Source organism: Bradyrhizobium tunisiense, assembly GCF_042263385.1.
GTDB lineage: Bacteria > Pseudomonadota > Alphaproteobacteria > Rhizobiales > Xanthobacteraceae > Bradyrhizobium > Bradyrhizobium tunisiense.
The window spans coordinates 265,166-282,327 of the sequence record NZ_JBHLEV010000004.1 but is presented as its reverse complement, the minus strand read 5'-3'; the positions used below and the strand labels follow the sequence as shown (position 1 = coordinate 282,327).

Genomic DNA, 17,162 nt, shown 5'->3' with positions numbered 1-17,162 from the left:
GCCTGGCGTACTGTGATTGATCCGTCGAGGGAGACGGCGGTGCCTTTCGCGCAAAGTCATTCCTTGCGGACAGCGCCTGCAATCCCGCAGCCATTTGGCGGCTCGCAACGGAACTCACGCCACACCCCTCATCCGGGCAAACAATGCGCCCGATTCCCCAGCCTTGGCAGCACTCGGATACCACCCACGAGGTAGTAAGGATGACGTTCAAAACTCATCATCCCCCAACCCGCAGTGGTTGTGGTTTGCGCCAGATTCTGCCAGTTTAGCCGCCCGAAGGGAATTGTATGCACTCCTTAGCGGAAAGGGGCGTTCGTCAGGTGGAACGCCCAAAAACAAATCTCAGCGGCCTCTCTGATTGGGATACGGCCCGCATATTTCTGGAAGTCGTCCGATGCGGAAGTTTCCGCTCGGCGGCCGAGCGCTTGTCGCTGTCGATCAACGCCGTGCGCCGGCGGATCGACGATTTCGAACGTCAAACCGGCACGACGCTGTTCACCCGCGACGTTCACGGGACCCATCTGACCGATGAAGGCGCGCTGGTGGTCTCCGCCGTCGAGCGCATGGAGGCTGCCACCTTCGATGTGCTGCGCGCCAGCGATTCGATGGCCAATGCTTTGTCCGGCGAGGTTCGGGTCGCCGTCACCGAGGGGCTCGGCACGTTCTGGCTCGCCCCGCGCCTGGTTGAATTCCAGCAGGCCTATCCGAAGATCCTGGTCGACCTGCATTGCGCGATGCGTTCGGCCGACGTCTCGCGTCACGAGGCCGACGTCGCCATCCATCTATCGCGTCCCTCGGCGCTCGACATCAAGCTGGTGCGGCTCGGCCGCATGCACCTGATGTTCTGGGCCTCCGAGAAATACATCGAAAAGCACGGCGCGCCGCGTTCGGCAGCGGAATTGATCAAGCATCGCCTGGTGCTGCAATTCGCAGATCAGCTCGCCGCCAAGGAATCCTTCGAGAGTTTCTTCCCGGGCGTTTCGGAACGTGACCTTCTGGTCATGAAGACCAACGTCTCGAGCGCCAACTATTGGGCGGTCGCAAATGGCGCCGGCATCGGCGTCTTCCCCAGCTACGCCATCGCGCTCGGCGGGAAATTGATTCCACTGGAGGTCGAGCTGAACCGGCCGCTGGATATCTGGTTGTCCTACCACCCCGGTAGCGGCCGTATTCCGCGCGTGCGGCACATGATTGACTGGCTGATCGGAGCTTTCAGTCCAGCTCGTTTCCCGTGGTTTAAGGAAGAGTTCGTGCATCCGCATGAATTCAAGGACTCCTATATGGGCGAACCCCTGACCCAGCTCTTCGGGGGATTTTCAACCGAAGAACAAAGGTGAGAACGAAGATGAAAGCAGCGGCGAAAAGAATGAAGCAGCGCAGTGCCGGCAAGCCGGACATTGAGCTTGGCAAGCGGATCCGCTTGCGGCGCGTCGAGATGAAGATCTCGCAGGCCGAGCTCGGCGAGAAGCTGGGCGTCAGCTTCCAGCAGGTGCAGAAATACGAGAAGGGCGTCAATCGCGTCGGCGCGGCTCGGCTTCAGCAGATCGCCTCCGCCCTCGATGTGCCCGTGACCTTCTTCTACGACGGCGACAACAAGGCCCGCGAAGTCGAGAGCCTGCTGTTCCTCGATAGCGCCTTCAGCCTCCGCCTGCTGCGCGCCTACAGCAAGATCAAGGACCAGACGGTGCAGCGTCAGCTCGTCTCGCTGATGGAATCGATCGCGGCGAACGAAAGCTGAGACCGATCGACGGTCTGCATTTGCCGCCGACCTTCAATCCGCCGCGTCACCGGGGCGCGGCGGGATTGAACGAGACCGGACGGCATACGGCTCGCGCGCTTGCGCGCGGCCTTTCCGGGGGCGGTTCGACCGTCCCTTTTTCCTTGCGGCACGATCCGAGGACCACGCGCCATGCGATCCCGGAACAGGCGGATGCAGACTCGCGCGCCCTGCCCCGGTTGACCCCGCTGGCGCCCGCGCAGCACATTGTCCCTCGCACATGACGAGCGAGCGCGATGTCCGACATTTTGAGCACGACCGAAACGCCTTACGCCGACGGCAAGATCCTCAGGCACGCAGCCGGTGGCGTCGGGGTGATCACCTTCAACAATCCCGACAAGCGCAACGCGATGTCGCTGGAGATGTGGGAGGGATTTGGCGAGGCGCTGACGGCCCTGCGTGACGACGAGACCGTGCGCGTCGTGATCCTGCGCGGCGCCGGCGGCAAGGCGTTCGTATCAGGGGCTGATATCAGCCAGTTCGAGAAGACGCGCCATAACGCAGCGGCGTCCGAGGAATACGCCAAGCGCAGCGCGGCACAGCGCGCGCTGCTCGCCGACTTTCCCTTACCGACCATCGCCTGCATCGAGGGCTTCTGCCTCGGCGGCGGCATGCAAGTCGCGATGCTCGCCGACATCCGCCTCGCCGCACACGGCAGCCAGTTCGGGATTCCCGCGGCTAGGCTCGGCATCGCCTATGGCTATGACGGTCTGAAGCATCTGGTGTCGCTGGTCGGCCCGTCCTGGGCGCGCCTCTTGATGTACACGGGCATGCGGATCGATTCCGCAGAGGCACTGCGCATCGGTCTCGTCGAGCGCGTGTTTCCGGAGGGCGAGCTCTGGGGAGAGACCATGACGATCGCGAAGGCCATCTCCGAGAACGCTCCGCTCGCAATCAAGGCCGCCAGGATCACCATCGCGCAGGTGCTGAAGGACGAAAGCCAGCGTGACATGGAGGCGATCAAGGCGATCGGCCATGCCTGCATGGACAGCGCGGATTTCCGCGAGGGTCGCCGAGCCTTCATGGAGAAGCGCCGACCCAAATTTCAGGGGCGCTGAGTCTGAACCTTCATTCAGGAAGATTAAATCCGCGCGCGGCCGCAGCTCGGTAGCAACCAGTTGATCTGTTGGAAGTTCTCCCGCCACCAACGAGGGAGATTGCGATGAAATTCAAACTTGCTTTTCTTGGTCTGGCCGCCTTGGGCGGTGCAGCGCTCGCCTCGGGCTCGGCATTCGCGGCAATGCCGAACGGCATTCCACAAGCGGACCGAATCGCGAGCGGCCCGGCCGCTGACGTCGATCAAGTACGCTGGGTCTGCAACCCCTGGGGTCGTTGTTTCTGGCGCCCGAGCTATTACGGCGCCTACGGCTATTACGGCGGCCCGCGACGATTCTACGGACCCCGTCCTTGGGGGTGGGGTCATCGCCACCACCACTGGCGCCGCTGGTGAATGACAAAGGGGCCGCGAGGCCCCTTTTCTTTGATTACACCGCCGCGAGCACAGCTTTCGTGATGTCGGCGGTGCCGTTGCTGCCGCCAAACTCCATTGGCTTGATGCCGCCTGCATAGACCTGATCCACCGCACGCTCGATCGTCTCGCCGGCTTCGGCCGCGCTCTCGATGCCATGCTTGTCGGCGAGCCAGTCGAGCATCATCGCCGCCGACAGGATCATGCCGGTGGGATTGGCCTTGCCCTGCCCCATGATATCGGGCGCGGTGCCGTGACAGGGTTGGAACACGGCGTATTTGTCGCCGATGTCGGCCGACGGCGCCATGCCGAGGCCGCCGATCAGGCTCGCGGTGATGTCGGAGACGATATCGCCGAACATGTTCTCCATCACCATGACGTCGAAATCCCAGGGCCGCTTCACCAGCATTGCCGAGCAGGCATCGACATAGAGACGATCGGTCTTCACCTCCGGATGCTTCTTGGCGATCTCGTCGAAAATGCCGCGGAAGAAGGCAAAGGCCTTGAACACGTTGGCCTTGTCGACGCAGGCGAGCGCCCCCGGCTTGCCGCGCGCCTTGCGCCGCTCGGCGAGGCGAAACGAAAACTCGAACAGGCGCTCGGACGTCTTGCGCGTGATCACCATGGTTTCACGCGCGTCCTCATGGGTGACGACACCCTTGCCCATCGAAGCGAACAGGCCCTCGGTGGATTCGCGGATCACGACGAGATCGATGCCGCGCTGGTCGGCACCGACGATCGGGCTCGGCACGCCGGGAATGAGACGCGCGGGCCGCACGCCGGCATAGAGATCGAAGATGAAACGCAGCTCGATCTGCGGCGCGATCTCGGTATTGTCGGGGTAGCGCACCGACGGCAGACCGCAAGCTCCGAGAAGTATGGCGTCCGCCTCCTCGCACAGCTTGATCGTGGTATCAGGCATCGACTTGCCGGTCGCGAGATAGTTGTTGGCGCCGGCCGGAGCCTCGGTGAAGCGAAAACGCAAATCTGATTTCTGCTCGATCTTGCGCAGCACCTCGATGGCCGGCGCCATGACTTCGGGACCGATGCCGTCACCGGCGAGCACGGCAATGTGGAAGGCGTTGTTTGCGGACATTTAAGGCCTCGAGGAAGATGTCACCCAAGTCGTCATTGCGAGCGAAGCGAAGCAATCCAGAACTGCATCCACGGAGAAATTGTGGATTGCTTCGTCGCTTCGCTCCTCGCAATGACGGTGGAGAGAGCGTTCGCTACGGCGTCAGCACCGTACGTCCGACCACAGCGCCCTGCTGCAACTGCACCAGCGCATCGTTGGCCTTAGCGAGCGGTGCCGTCGTCACCGGGATCGGCGGCACCTTCTTCGTTCGCACGAGATCGAGCAGCTCCTGCGTCTCACGCAGATTGCCGACATAGCTGCCCTGAATCGTAATGGCCTTGATCGGAATCAGTGGCAGCGCCCAGGTCGCGCCGCCGCCGAACAGGCCTACGATGACGAGCTTGCCGCCCTTGGTGAGGCAATCGAAACCGAGCTGTGTCGTCGCGGCGTTGCCGACGAGGTCGATCACGGCGCGGATCGGCCCGCCCGCCTTCTTCGCAAGCTGCTCCAGCGCATCCGGGGCCTTGGGATCGACGGTGGCAAGCGCGCCGGCCTTCTCTGCCGCCTCACGCTTCCTGGCATCGATGTCGACCATGATGGCGCCCTTGCCGCCCATCGCCTTCAGGAGCGACAGCGCCATCAGGCCGAGACCGCCGGCACCGAACATCACGATCGGCGTGTCGAAATGCTGTTCGACCTTCTTCAGCGCGCTGTAGGTGGTGACGCCGGAGCAGGCATAGGGCGCGGTCGTCGCCGGGTCGAGGCCTTTCAGATTGAGCAAATAGCGCGGATGCGGCACCAGCATGTGATCGGAATAGCCGCCGTCGCAATAGACGCCGAGCGAGCGCGGCGTCAGGCACATGTTCTCGTCACCCGCCAGACACGTGGCGCACTTGCCGCAGCCGATCCAGGGATAGACGAGGCCGACATCGCCAGGCTTCAGGTCGCCCTGGTCGGTCGGCTTCACGTCCGGACCGAACGCCAGGATTTCACCGACGGTCTCATGGCCCATGGTCAGCGGCAGGTTGATGCCGCGGTCCTTCAGCGACAGCGGCTTGCGGCCATGGCCGAGATCGTAGCCGCCTTCCCAGATGTGGAGATCACTGTGGCAGACTCCGGCCGCCTTCACCTTAATCAGCACCTGCGTGCCCGACGGTTGCGGCGTCGCCTCGTCGAACTCCTGTAGCGGCGCCTTGAAATCGGCAACCTTGAAACTCTTCATCGGCGTCCTCCCGCATGGTTCTTGTTGTCGCGCCACCATGCCATGGCCGGCGAGGCGAGACAAACCGGTCTTAGTTCAGGCCAGCGGATGGTGGCAAGCCGCGAACTGGCCGGGTACGACCTCGCGCAACTCCGGTATCTCCGCGCTGCATTGCTGATCGGCGCGCGGACAGCGGGTGCGGAAGCGGCAGCCGGACGGCGGCGCAATCGGCGATGGTGGCTCGCCGGCCGCCACACTCTCGGCGGGACGCACATCCGGATCAGGCACCGGGATCGCCTGCAGGAGCAGCCCGGTATAGGGATGCGCCGGCCTTGCAAACAATTGCTCCGAGGGCCCGACTTCGCAGAGTCGGCCGAGATACATCACCGCGACCCGGTCGCTAACCGCTTTGACGACGGCGAGATCATGCGCGATGAACAATAGCGTCAGACCGAAGCGCGCCTTCATCTCTTCCAGCAGATTGAGGATCTGTGCGCGGATGGAGACGTCGAGCGCCGACACCGGCTCGTCGCAGACGATGAACTCGGGATTGAGCACCAGCGCGCGCGCGATGCAGATGCGTTGGCATTGCCCGCCGGAGAATTCATGCGGCAGGCGGCCCGCGACGAGATCGGGGTCGAGCCCGACCGCGGAGAGCACCTCGTGAACGCGTCGTCTGCGCTCGGCAGCATCCTTGACGCCGGCGATGATCAGCGGCTCGGCGACGATGTCGCCGATACGCCGGCGCGGATTGAGTGAGGCGATCGGATCCTGGAAGATCAGCTGCACGCGCCGGCGCATCCTGCGCAGCGCCTCGCCCTGCATCGCCGTCAGATCCTCGCCGTCGAACATGACCCGGCCGGAATTGGCGCGGCGCAGTTGCAGGACCGCGCGCCCCAGCGTCGACTTGCCGCAGCCGGATTCGCCGACCAATCCCAGCGTCTCGCCGCGCGCGACCTGAAGGCTGACGCCGGAGACGGCATGCACGGTCTTGTTGCCGAGACCATATTCGACCACGAGATTGTCGACGTTCAGCAGCGGCTCGGGACGCACGGCAAGTTGCATCATGCGCCGATCCCCTCGGCCATCCGGATCGGATGGAAGCAGGCATAGAGATGATCAGGCATCTCGGCGCCCCTCAGCTCCGGCTTGGCCTCGTGGCAGCGTCCCGACGCATAGCGGCAGCGCGGCGCAAACGAGCAGCCCTTCAGGGGCCGCGTCGGATCGGGCGGACGGCCGGAGATCGCCGGCAGCGGCGTATGCGGCGCGGCCTCGAGCTTGGGGATCGCCGCCAGCAGCGCCTCGGTGTAGGGCATGTGCATGCGCTTGAACAATGCCGACGTCGGCGCCCGCTCGACCACCCTGCCCGCATACATCACCGCGACCTCGTCGGCGCGGCCGGCGACGACGCCGAGATCGTGGGTGATGATGATCATCGCCATGTGGCGGCGGCGCTGCTCGCGCGCCAGCAGATCGAGGATCTGCGCCTGGATGGTGACGTCGAGCGCCGTGGTCGGCTCGTCCGCGATCAGCAGCTTCGGCTCGCACGACAGCGCGATCGCGATGGCGATGCGTTGGCGCATGCCGCCGGAACATTGATGCGGATATTGCACCAGCCGCTGCTCCGGCGCCGGAATGCCGACGGCCGCCAGCAGCTCGACGCTGCGCTTCTTCGCCGCCGGGGCATCCAGCTCGAGATGCTCCTGGATCGTCTCAATCAGCTGGGTGCCGATGGTGAGCACCGGGTTGAGGGAAGTCATGGGATCTTGGAACACGACTGCGAGATCGCGCCCGCGCAAGCGCCGCAGGCGTTCCGCATCGAGCTGCACCAGATCCTGGCCATCGAACATCACACGTCCGGTGAGTTTTGCCTTTTTCGGCAGCAGCTGAAGCACCGCGCGCGACAGCATCGTCTTGCCGCAACCGGATTCGCCGACGATGCCGAGCGTGCGGCCCGCGTCCAGCGAGAGATCGACATGATTGACGGCGCGCAAATTGCCGCGCGGCGTCGGCAGCTCGACCGCGACGTCCTCGATGGTCAACAGCGCGGTGTTCACAGCGCCCCCTGCCGCGGGTCGGTCAGCGCCCGCAAGGTGTCGCCCACGAGGTTGAACGCCAGCACGGTCAGGAACAGTCCCGCCGCCGGCAGGAAGGCGAGCCGCGGCGCGATGTCGAGGCTCTCGCGTCCCTCGCCGATCATGCTGCCCCAGCTGGCCATCGGCGGCGGCACGCCCAGGCCGAGGAACGACAACGCGCCTTCGACGACGATGGTGACGGCAACGCCGAGCAGGAAGAAGGCGAGCAGCGGCAGGATCACGTTCGGCAGCAGCTCGCGCAGGATGATGCGGGCATGGCTGGCGCCGAGCGCCTCGGCAGCGATCACGAATTCGCGCCGCGCCAGCGTCAGCGTCGCCGCGCGCGCCACGCGCATGAAGGCGGGAATGCCGAGCACGCCGAGGATCAGGGTGAGATTTTGAACGGATTGGCCGAGATAGGCGGTCACCGCGAGCGCGAAGATCAGCGGCGGAAAAGCCAGCAGCACGTCCATGCCGCCGACCACCAACGTCTCGAACCGGCCGCGAAAATAGCCGGCAAAGAGACCGAGGGCGCCGCCGAAAACGAGGCTGATCATCGGCGCGATCAGCCCGACTGTCAGGGAGACGCGCGCGCCGAAGATCAGGCGAGCGAGCTCGTCCCGCCCGAGCCCGTCGGTGCCGAGCCAGTGTTCTCCAGAGAACGCCGCGCGGCGCTCCAGCATGTCCATATCGGTCGGATTCTGCAGCGGCAGCACCGGCGCGAGGATTGCGAGCGTGAGGATGATTGCAAGCCAGCCGCTCGCGAGCCAGAACAGGACGCCGAGCTTGCGCCGGCGAACGGGCGCCGGCACGGCTTCGTCTTGAAGTGACAGCTCAAGCGTGGCCATGGCGGATCCTGGGGTCGAGCACGGCGTAGAGCATGTCGACGATGAAGTTCACGATGACGAAGCCGCAGGCGACCAGCAGCACCACGCCCTGGAGGATGATGAGGTCGCGGGTGTAGATCGCGCCGACCAGCAGCCGGCCGAGTCCCGGCAGCGCGAAGATCGATTCCACGATCAGCGTCCCGCCGAGCAATCGGCCGATATTGATACCCGTCACGGTCACGAGGGTCAGCGACGATGGCTTGAGGGCGTGCACGAACAGGATGCGCGCCGGCTTGAGGCCTTTCGCCTTGGCGAGCGCGATATAGTCCTCCTGCAAAGTCGCGATCATGTCGGAGCGCAGCACCCGCATGATGCCCGGCCATTCCGCCAGCGCCAATGTCAGCGCCGGCAGCACGAAGAAGCGCAGATTGGCGAGCGGCGCCTCGGTGAACGGCACATAGCCGGTCGCCGGCAGCCAGCGCAGCTCGACCGCGAACAGATAGATCAGGAGGATCGCGGTCAGGAAAGACGGCATCGACAGCATGGCGAAGGCGCTGCCGGTCATGAAGCGATCGAACGCGCCGCCGGCGCGCGCGGCGCAGGCGATCGCGAGCGGCACCCCGATCAGGAGCCCGATGAACTCGGCCATGAGCATCAGTTGAAGCGAGACCGGGAAGCGTTCGGATACCGCCTCCAGCACAGTCTGCCCGGTGCGAAAGGAACGGCCGAGATCGCCTTGCAGGACGTGACCGAGCCAGCTCAGATAGCGCCACCAGAGCGGCTGATCGAGCCCCATGTCATGGCGCAGTGCCGCGACATTCTCCGGCGTTGCCTGATCGCCGAGGATGACGAGCGCCAGATCACCCGGCAACAGCGAGGCGATCAGGAAGGTCAGCAGGGACACGGCGAGCAGAACCGGCAGCATGGCAAGCAGCCGCCGAACGACGAAGTTCAGCATCGCGCGTTCATTCAAGCCAGGTGGTGGAGACGTCGATCACGCCGTTGTAGATCTTCGGAAAGCCTTTCAGCTTGGTGCTCGACAAAGCGTAATAGGTGTTCTGGAAGGTCCAGAACCAGATCGCCTCCTTGTTGATCAGGCGGCTGATCGCGCAATAATCCTCGGTGCGCTGGCCGAGATCGGCGGTGACGCGGGAATGGTCGAGCAGCCGGTCCAATTCCGAATCGCTGAAGTTGGACAGCGCCAACGGGCTGCCGCTACGGAAGTTCGCATACATCTGCGGATCGGGATCGGCGAGGTCCACGATGCGCCACGGTGTCAGCTGGAACTGGCGGGTGAAGGCGCGCGAGGGAATGGTGGCCTGGTCGACCTGCTCGATCTCCATGTTGGCCCCGACGCGCTTCCAGAACTGCTGCAGCACCTGGCCGACCATGCGGCCGCGCGGCGTCGCGGTCACCAGCATCTTGAACTCGACCGGCTTGCCGTAATCCTTGATCAGGGCCTTGGCCTTTTCGACGTCGAACGGCAGTGCGCCGTCGTCCTTGCACTTGACCCAGGATCCGTCGCCATAGGGATTGCTCGCGGGGCGGCTCAGCCCGTTGCTGATCGCCTGTGACATCTTCGGACGGTCGATCGCCATCACCAGCGCCTGTCGCACGCGGACATCGTCGAACGGCGCCACTTTGGTGTTGAAGGCATAGACCTGCGCGCCCGAGCCCTTGTAGGTGTGCACGGTGAGCTTGGAGTCCTTCTGCGCCCTCATGATATTGTCGGCGTCGTTCTCGTCGTCCCAGATGATGTCGGCCTCGCCCGATTGCAGCGAGGCGAAGCGCGACTGCGCGTCGGGCAGCGGCTTCAGGATGATGCGATCGAGATACGGGCGGCCCTTGTCCCAGTAATTCGGGTTCTTCTCCAGCACCATGCGGTCGCCGGCGGTCCATGATTTCAGGATGTAGGGACCAGTGCCGACGGGATTGCGATTATAGTCGTCGCCCTTGCTCTTCCAGGCCGTGGGCGAGTGCACGACGTTGTTCTGGCTCTGAATGGTGATCACCGCCGGAAGGTTCACCGAGGGATCGGTGAGATTGTAGACGAGCGTGTAATCGTCAGGCGCCAGCACTTCCTTGACGTTGGTGATGTAGAAGGCGCAGCGACACTTGTTGGCCGGGTTCTTCTGCCGGTCGAAGTTTTCCTTGAAGGCCTGCGCGTTGAACGGCGTGCCGTCGTGGAATGTCACGCCCTGGCGCAGCTTGAAAGTCCAGCTCATGTAGTCGTCGGAATGGGTCCAGGACACCGCAAGTTTCGGCGCCGCCTCGCCTTTCTCATTGAGCGTGGTCAGCGTGTCGAAGATTGCGGCGGCGGCGGTGAAAGTCGAAGTGTCGTAGACGCCGACCTTCAGCGGGTCGAAGCCGGCGATTTCCAGCTCCTGGCCGACGGTGATGCTGCCGCCTGATTTCTGCGCCTGTGCCGGCGCGACCAGTGCAAATGCCGCAGCAAGGAAAATCGGCACGCGCTTGCGTGCAACGGCAGCCGCCTTCGTCATGGTTCCTCCCGGGATCCTCGTCCGATGTTTCGGATCGTTGAATGACTGGAAAGCGAGATTGACGACAAATACACGGGACGGCAAGAGGAACGGACGCGGGCTCGAGCGCGGATGTGCGGCGCAATGTGATTTAGTTTGTCGCGGCCGTCTTGCCCGGCGAAACCGGCGCATCGCTCGCGGGGCCGATTTCATCGCGCAACGCGTCCGTATGCTCGCCGAGCACAGCCACCGTCCTGGCGGGCGTGGTGTCGGCGCCCGACATCCGGAACGGCAGATTGAGCACCTGAAAGGAGCCGGCCTCGTCGCGCACCTCGGAGAGCGCCTGCCGGTGCGCGAGCTGCGGATCGGCCAGCGCCTCGGACACTGTCCGATAGGCCGAAGCCGGGACGCCGGCCGCGCCGAGCGCGGCAAGGCATGCGTCGGTCCTGAGCTGCCGTGACCAGGCCTCGACGCCATCCATCATCTCGACCCAGTTCTCGCGGCGCGCGGCGTAGGTCGAGAAGCGTGGATCAGAGATCCAGGCGGGGCGGCCGATCACGCCCATCAAGCCTTGAAACGTCTTCTCGCTGGCGACAGTGATCATGACATAGCCGTTTTCCGTCTCGGTTGGCCCGAACATCGGGCGCGCGGTGGGTTTCACCGCGAATTGCGAGGTCTGCAACTCGGTCAGCGTCAGCGACAGCATCGTTTCCATCATGGAGACATCGATGTGCTGGCCAACCCCTGTCACCGTGCGCTGATAGAGCGCGGACGCGATTGCGCCGAAGCCGTAGGTGCCGGTGACGACGTCGGCATGATAGATGCCGCAATGATCGGGGCGGCTGCGGCCGGGCTGATAGGACAGATGCGCCATGTCGTAGCCGGAGGCCGCGTGGACCACCGGCGCATAGGCCGGCAGCTCGGCCGAGGGGCCGGTCTGGCCGTAGCCCGAGATCGAGCAGTAGATCAGCTTCGGGTTGATCTGGCGCAGGCTGTCGTAGTCGAGACGCAGCCGCCGCATCACGCCGGGGCGGAAATTCTCGACCAGGATGTCTGATGTCGCCGCCAGCCGGCGCACCGTCTCCTTGCCGTCCTCGGATTTGAGGTCGAGCACCAGGCTCTTCTTGCCGACATTGAGCTGGCCGAACGCCGTGCTGCACCCCTGGCGCAGCGGTGGTCGGGTCCGCATCGTCTCGCCGCCATCGGTCTCGATCTTGATAACCTCGGCGCCCATGTCGGCCAGCATCCGCGTGCAATGGGGACCGGCGATCGTGGTCGAAAAATCCAGCACCCGCAGGCCCGCGAAGGCTTTTGTCGTCGTCCCCTCATGCTTATCTGCTAGCTGCATGCCTGCCTGCGTCCTTGGGCTCTCTTAGGAACTATCGAAGTTCTCTGTTGTTGATGCGGCGACCCTAGAGGGCGGCGGCTGAGTAGGAAAGTGTTTACCGAACGGACGCGCCGCGTGGGCGGGCTTTAAGATTTCCAGGACAACTGGACCTGTTCTTGCATAGCAGCAGACGGGATCGACAGAGGGCAGCTGTTCTTGAGGGTCTTGTTCGTCACGACAGAGATGGACGACTTCGTCCGTGTCGGCGGCCTTGGAGCCGTTTCCGCTGCCCTGCCCCGCGCCCTTCGCTCTTTTGCCGATATCCGGATCATGCTGCCCGGCTATCGCGACATCATCGAGCAACTCACGCATATTCAGGTCGTCGGCCGCTGCCCGGCTTTCGCGGAGATGCCGGCCTGCTCGCTCGGGCGAGCCGCGACCAAGGACGGCCTGCCGGTTTACGTGCTGTTGTGCTCACAGCTCTACGACCGGCCCGGTAACCCCTATGGCGACGAGTCCGGGCGCGATTGGCCGGACAACGACATACGCTTTGCGCGCTTTGCCTCGGCAGCTGCTGAGCTGGCCATGGGCAAGCTGGACAAGAATTGGGCAGCAGACCTGATCCATGCCAATGACTGGCCAGCCTCGCTCGTGCCGGCCTATCTCGCCTGGCGCGGCGCCAAGCTGCCGTCGATCCTGACCATTCACAACCTCGCCTATCAGGGTCTCTTCCCGAAGGACGCGCTGCGGCGGATCGGCGCACCGGAGAGCTCCTTCCACATCGACGGCGTCGAATTCTACGACCAGGTCTCCTTTCTCAAGGCCGGGCTGGTCTATGCCTCGCACCTCACCACCGTCAGCGGCACCTATGCGCGGGAGATCACGACGGAGGAATTCGGCTGCGGCCTCGAAGGCCTGCTTCGCGTCCGCTCCGACGCTTCCGAACTCACCGGCATCCTCAACGGCATCGACGAGAGCTGGGACCCGCGCTCCTGCGCCCAGCTTGCCCAGCAGTTCGGCGCCGGCGACTGGATCGGCAAGAAGGCCAATGCGGATTACGTCCGCAAGCAGTTCGGCCTCGCGGTGTCGCGTGGGCCGATGTTCGGCATCGTCGCCCGCCTCGTACATCAGAAGGGCATCGACCTCGTGCTGTCGGCCGCCGACGAGATCGTCGATGCCGGCGGACAGATCGTCGTGACGGGCTCGGGTGAGCCGGCGCTCGAGCAGGCCCTGATCGACGCCCATCGCCGCCGCCCTGACGCCATCGGCGTGGTGATCGGCTTCAACGACGCCCAGGCGCGCCGCATCTTCGCCGGCAGCGACTTCACGCTGATGCCCTCGCGCTTCGAGCCGTGCGGCCTCAGCCAGATGTACGCCCAGCGCTTCGGCTCGCTGCCGATCGGCCACCAGACCGGCGGCCTCGCCGAGACCATTACCGACGGCGAGACCGGCTTCCTGTTCTCGAAACCCTCGCGCGAGTCTTTCCTGGGCGGCGTCCGCCGCGCCTTCTCGGCTTTCGTGGCGCAAGACCAGCTCGACACCATGCGCCGCAGCGCCATGGGACGCTCGTTCTCCTGGAGCATCTCCGCCGGCAGCTACAGCGCGCTGTATCGGAAGCTGGCGTCCGTGTGAGACGCGACGGCGCTTCCACGGCCTCCGTTAATACGAGCCCCACCCCAACACCGTTTAGCCCGAGAGCTTCACAAGCTCTCAGGATGACGGGGCTAGTCTAGAAGCAGCGGAGATCCTCACCCCTTCCCGCGCACCTCCATCTGCGGCCGACCGATCCAGGCGCGGTTCAGGCAGCGGATCATCCAGTCGGGCTTCGGCTCGCCCCGCAAGCGCGCCTGCGCTTCCTGATAGGGGCCGACATAGCGCAGCCGGTTCGGCAGTCTTGGATAGACGCGCCGGATCCATCTCACCGCACGGTCAGCAGATCTGGTGTCGCGCTCGTCGAGCACAAACCCGAAGCCCGCACGCAACCGCTCCGGCAACATCCTCGCCGTGAGCGCGCGATACCAGCGCGGCGGCCGCAACCATGGACGCGCACCGCCAAAGATCTGCGTCGCGATCTCGCGTGCCGCCGGGCTCACGGTCAGCGTCTCCGATTGCACCATCCCCGCGGTGTAGGCTGTAAAGCCCGACCAGTCCGCCGGCAGGTCGTCCGCCGTCAATCCGAACAAGGCGCCGAACAGCCGGCTCTCGGTCCAGTAGCGCTCGCGCTCCTCCGCCGAGAGAGGTGGCAGCACCAGGTCGTGCGCCATGAGCGCGGACTCAACCAGCGTCGCGTACACCCACCGCAGCGACGGGATGTCGTTGGCACAATAGCGCGAGCCTGCCGCGAAGGGACCGACCGTCTCGGGCATCTCGCCGACGATCACGCCGTGGCGCCGATGCAATTGCCGAGACGACAGCAAGGCCCGGTCGAGCGAGCCGAACACCATGGCAAAGACGATGTCGAAGGTGCGATGGAAGCGGCCGATCGGGTCGGCCAAGGTGCGGGAATGCTCGGCGATGGCGGCGGCGACCCAGGGATGCGCCAGTTGCAGCAACAGCGCGCGTCCTGCGCCGAGAAAGATGACGGCCTCCCGGTCGATCCGCCAGGTCACCGTGTCAGGACCGAACACACCGGCAACCGGTCCCGCCGCGTCGGCGCGGACCCGATCGAGTGTTGCTTCGAGATCCTTCTCAGCGACCAATTGCAGGCCTCGTGACGAAGAGACGGCAACAGTAACCCAGACGGCGCCCTCGGGAAATCGTCATCGCTCAAGACAATGAGCGACGAGGCCTTCACTCCGCCGCAATCGGCAGCACGTCCATGTGCTCGTGCAGCACCACCCCCGCGAGCGGATCGAATTCGCCGATCCACGGTTTGCGTTCGAGCACGGACCTCGTGTGAGCATAGCCGGCGTCCCAGCGCCGCATGATGCCGGACGGGCTGAAGTCGATGTCCTTGGTATGGGTCTCACGGTCGAGCTGCGGCGCCAGCAGCCGCACGACATGCATCCTGGTCGGGCAGCCGTAGCCGACCAATTCCTTTACCGCGGGGTCGCGGCGCTCGCTCTCGGAGAGACGCGCGGCGAGCTGGTTGATGACGTGGCGCAGTCGGTGGGCCTGCTGCTGGCGGGCAATCTGGCTCGCGATGCGGCTGGAGTACTGCACGTCCTTGTGCCGGTTCAGCACCTCCGCCATCGTCGTCGGCTCGGCGCCGACGGGATTCCACAGGTGCACAGCGAAGATCAGCGAGTTCTTGCGCGGATTATCGTCGAACACAGCCTCCGTCGGCGTGTTCGAGAGAATGCCGCCATCCCAGTAAAGCTCGCCGTTGATGCGCACCGCCGGAAACGCCGGAGGCAACGCGCCCGAGGCCATGACATGCTTCACGGTCAGTTCGCCGTCGCGGCTGTCGAAATAGCGCATCTGGCTGCTGCGGACATGTGCCGCGCCGACCGTCAGCCGCGGTGAACAGCGATTGACCAGGCTGAAATCGACCAGCTCCAGCAGCGTCTTCTCCAACGGCGCGGTTGAATAGAAGCCGGCGTGATCCGCTCCCAGCGGATAGGAATCCCCCGCATGCGCAAGCGCGTTGGGACGAAAAAAACCGGGAATGCCGTGGGTGACGGTCGACCAATAGGCCAGCTTCTCGTTGAAGCCGGGAAAGGCGGTTCGCAGATTCCAGACCGGGTTCTGCTCCATCCGCTTCCAGAATTCCTTCAAATGGGCCAGCCGCTGGCCGGGCTCGTTGCCCGCGATCAGGCTCGCGTTGATCGCGCCGATCGAGGTGCCGATGATCCAGTCCGGCTCGATCCCGGCCTCATGCAGCGCCTGGTACACCCCAGCCTGGTAGGACCCGAGCGCACCGCCGCCCTGGAGCACCAGCACGACCTGCCCCGGCAGTGTTGCACCCTTGCTCTGCGTGTTGTCCTGCATGCCGTTCATGTCTTGCTCCTGGTCAGCTTGCACCGATCGAATTCGTCGCTGCAGCTTGTTGCGCCGGCCCATGTCAATGCGCGGTCCAGCCGCCATCGACCGGCAGCGCGATGCCAGTAATCGAAGCGGCCGCGTCCGTCGACAGGAACACCGTGAGTGCGCCGAGCTCACCGACCGTGGCAAAGCGCTTGTTCGGCTGCTGCGCGAGCAGCACGTCGCGGATGACCTGATCGCGGGAAATGCCGTGCGCCTTGGCTTGCCCGTCGATCTGCGCTTCCACCAGCGGCGTAGAGACGTAGCCCGGACAGACCGCGTTGCAGGTGATCCCCTCCTCCGCAGTCTCCAGCGCCGTGACTTTGGTCAGACCGACGATACCGTGCTTGGCGGCGACATAGGCCGCCTTGAACGGCGAGCCGACCAGGCCGTGCGCCGAGGCAATGTTGATGATCCGGCCAAAACCGTTCTGGCGCATCGCCGGCAGCGCGAGCCGCGTCGTGTGGAAGGCCGAGGTCAAGTTGATCGCAAGGATCTGGTCCCATTTCTCGATCGGAAACTGCTCGAGCGGCGCGACATGCTGGATACCGGCGTTGTTGACGAGAATGTCGAGCCGACTCGATTGGGCGATGGTGGCCGCGATCATCTCGGCAATGGACTTCGGCCTCGTCATGTCGGCCGGAGAGTAACTCGCCTTGACGCCGAACTCGGCGGCGATCTGCTCGCGCGCCCGCCCGATCTCGCTGGCGACGCCGAGGCCGTTCAGAACGACATCGGCGCCGGCCGCAGCCAAGGCGCGTGCGATGCCGAGACCGATGCCGCTGGTGGAGCCCGTGACCAGCGCCACCTTGCCGGCGAGTACGCGTGAAGGCTGAGATATCTGCGGCTTCAGCGGTATATTCATGGCATGGGCTCCGTTGGCGACGACTGGGCTTCCAGCTTTCGCAGAACCCTGGAGGATCGCCGGCGCAAACGGAAATACTGGCTGGCTTCCGACTCCATACGTCC

Annotated in this window: 16 protein-coding genes; 5 read left to right on the top strand and 11 right to left on the bottom strand. The window is 64.7% G+C overall.

Annotated elements, in window-relative coordinates; translation table 11 throughout:
- Positions 1-287 precede the first annotated feature (287 nt).
- The 4 genes from ACFDR6_RS20160 to ACFDR6_RS20145 all read left to right on the top strand — a co-directional run bounded on the left by ACFDR6_RS20160 (position 288) and on the right by ACFDR6_RS20145 (position 3,227).
- Positions 288-1,337: a LysR family transcriptional regulator gene (locus ACFDR6_RS20160; protein ID WP_375859271.1), complete on the top strand. Its 1,050-nt coding sequence runs from the start codon at positions 288-290 to the stop codon at positions 1,335-1,337.
- A 29-nt stretch (positions 1,338-1,366) separates the two neighbouring features.
- Positions 1,367-1,738: a helix-turn-helix domain-containing protein gene (locus ACFDR6_RS20155; RefSeq protein ID WP_020608151.1), complete on the top strand. Its 372-nt coding sequence runs from the start codon at positions 1,367-1,369 to the stop codon at positions 1,736-1,738.
- Positions 1,739-2,013: 275 nt separating this feature from the next.
- The gene (locus ACFDR6_RS20150; RefSeq protein WP_375859270.1) at positions 2,014-2,835 is read left to right on the top strand and encodes an enoyl-CoA hydratase; all 822 of its coding nucleotides are present in this window, start codon (positions 2,014-2,016) and stop codon (positions 2,833-2,835) included.
- A gap of 104 nt (positions 2,836-2,939) precedes the next feature.
- Positions 2,940-3,227, top strand: a complete 288-nt coding sequence (locus ACFDR6_RS20145) for a hypothetical protein (protein WP_212081073.1) — start codon at positions 2,940-2,942, stop codon at positions 3,225-3,227.
- Between the two features lie 34 nt (positions 3,228-3,261).
- Here ACFDR6_RS20145 and ACFDR6_RS20140 read toward each other — a convergent pair whose 3' ends face one another.
- From ACFDR6_RS20140 to ACFDR6_RS20105, 8 genes are all read right to left on the bottom strand, one after another.
- Positions 3,262-4,341 carry an isocitrate/isopropylmalate dehydrogenase family protein gene (locus ACFDR6_RS20140; RefSeq protein ID WP_375859269.1) on the bottom strand — a complete coding sequence of 360 codons (1,080 nt, stop codon included), beginning with the start codon at positions 4,339-4,341 and terminating at the stop codon, positions 3,262-3,264.
- Positions 4,342-4,474: 133 nt separating this feature from the next.
- On the bottom strand, positions 4,475-5,542 hold the full coding sequence (locus tag ACFDR6_RS20135) for an alcohol dehydrogenase (protein WP_375859268.1): 1,068 nt from the start codon (positions 5,540-5,542) through the stop codon (positions 4,475-4,477).
- Between the two features lie 75 nt (positions 5,543-5,617).
- Positions 5,618-6,574, bottom strand: a complete 957-nt coding sequence (locus ACFDR6_RS20130; RefSeq protein WP_375859563.1) for an ABC transporter ATP-binding protein — start codon at positions 6,572-6,574, stop codon at positions 5,618-5,620.
- Positions 6,575-6,585: 11 nt separating this feature from the next.
- Complete coding sequence (locus tag ACFDR6_RS20125) at positions 6,586-7,578, bottom strand: ABC transporter ATP-binding protein (protein ID WP_375859267.1); 993 nt, start codon at positions 7,576-7,578, stop codon at positions 6,586-6,588.
- Positions 7,575-8,444, bottom strand: coding sequence for an ABC transporter permease (locus ACFDR6_RS20120; protein WP_317240531.1), 870 nt, complete (start codon positions 8,442-8,444; stop codon positions 7,575-7,577). Before ACFDR6_RS20120 ends, ACFDR6_RS20125 begins: the two co-directional genes overlap by 4 nt.
- Complete coding sequence (locus tag ACFDR6_RS20115; protein WP_317240532.1) at positions 8,431-9,381, bottom strand: ABC transporter permease; 951 nt, start codon at positions 9,379-9,381, stop codon at positions 8,431-8,433. Before ACFDR6_RS20115 ends, ACFDR6_RS20120 begins: the two co-directional genes overlap by 14 nt.
- Positions 9,382-9,388: 7 nt before the next feature.
- The gene (locus ACFDR6_RS20110; protein ID WP_375859266.1) at positions 9,389-10,924 is read right to left on the bottom strand and encodes an ABC transporter substrate-binding protein; all 1,536 of its coding nucleotides are present in this window, start codon (positions 10,922-10,924) and stop codon (positions 9,389-9,391) included.
- Positions 10,925-11,054: 130 nt separating this feature from the next.
- Complete coding sequence (locus tag ACFDR6_RS20105) at positions 11,055-12,251, bottom strand: CaiB/BaiF CoA transferase family protein (RefSeq protein ID WP_317240535.1); 1,197 nt, start codon at positions 12,249-12,251, stop codon at positions 11,055-11,057.
- A 195-nt stretch (positions 12,252-12,446) separates the two neighbouring features.
- On the opposite strand from ACFDR6_RS20105, the gene glgA reads away from it, so the two are divergent.
- Positions 12,447-13,862: a glycogen synthase GlgA gene (gene glgA / locus ACFDR6_RS20100; protein ID WP_212081064.1), complete on the top strand. Its 1,416-nt coding sequence runs from the start codon at positions 12,447-12,449 to the stop codon at positions 13,860-13,862.
- 116 nt (positions 13,863-13,978) lie between these two features.
- Here glgA and ACFDR6_RS20095 read toward each other — a convergent pair whose 3' ends face one another.
- The 3 genes from ACFDR6_RS20095 to ACFDR6_RS20085 form a co-directional block, all read right to left on the bottom strand.
- Positions 13,979-14,929 (bottom strand): oxygenase MpaB family protein, encoded by a 951-nt coding sequence (locus tag ACFDR6_RS20095; protein WP_317240536.1) that lies wholly within the window; start codon positions 14,927-14,929, stop codon positions 13,979-13,981.
- 91 nt (positions 14,930-15,020) lie between these two features.
- Positions 15,021-16,169, bottom strand: coding sequence for a patatin-like phospholipase family protein (locus tag ACFDR6_RS20090; protein WP_375859265.1), 1,149 nt, complete (start codon positions 16,167-16,169; stop codon positions 15,021-15,023).
- 64 nt (positions 16,170-16,233) lie between these two features.
- The gene (locus ACFDR6_RS20085) at positions 16,234-17,058 is read right to left on the bottom strand and encodes a 3-hydroxybutyrate dehydrogenase (protein WP_212081061.1); all 825 of its coding nucleotides are present in this window, start codon (positions 17,056-17,058) and stop codon (positions 16,234-16,236) included.
- Positions 17,059-17,162 lie beyond the last annotated feature (104 nt).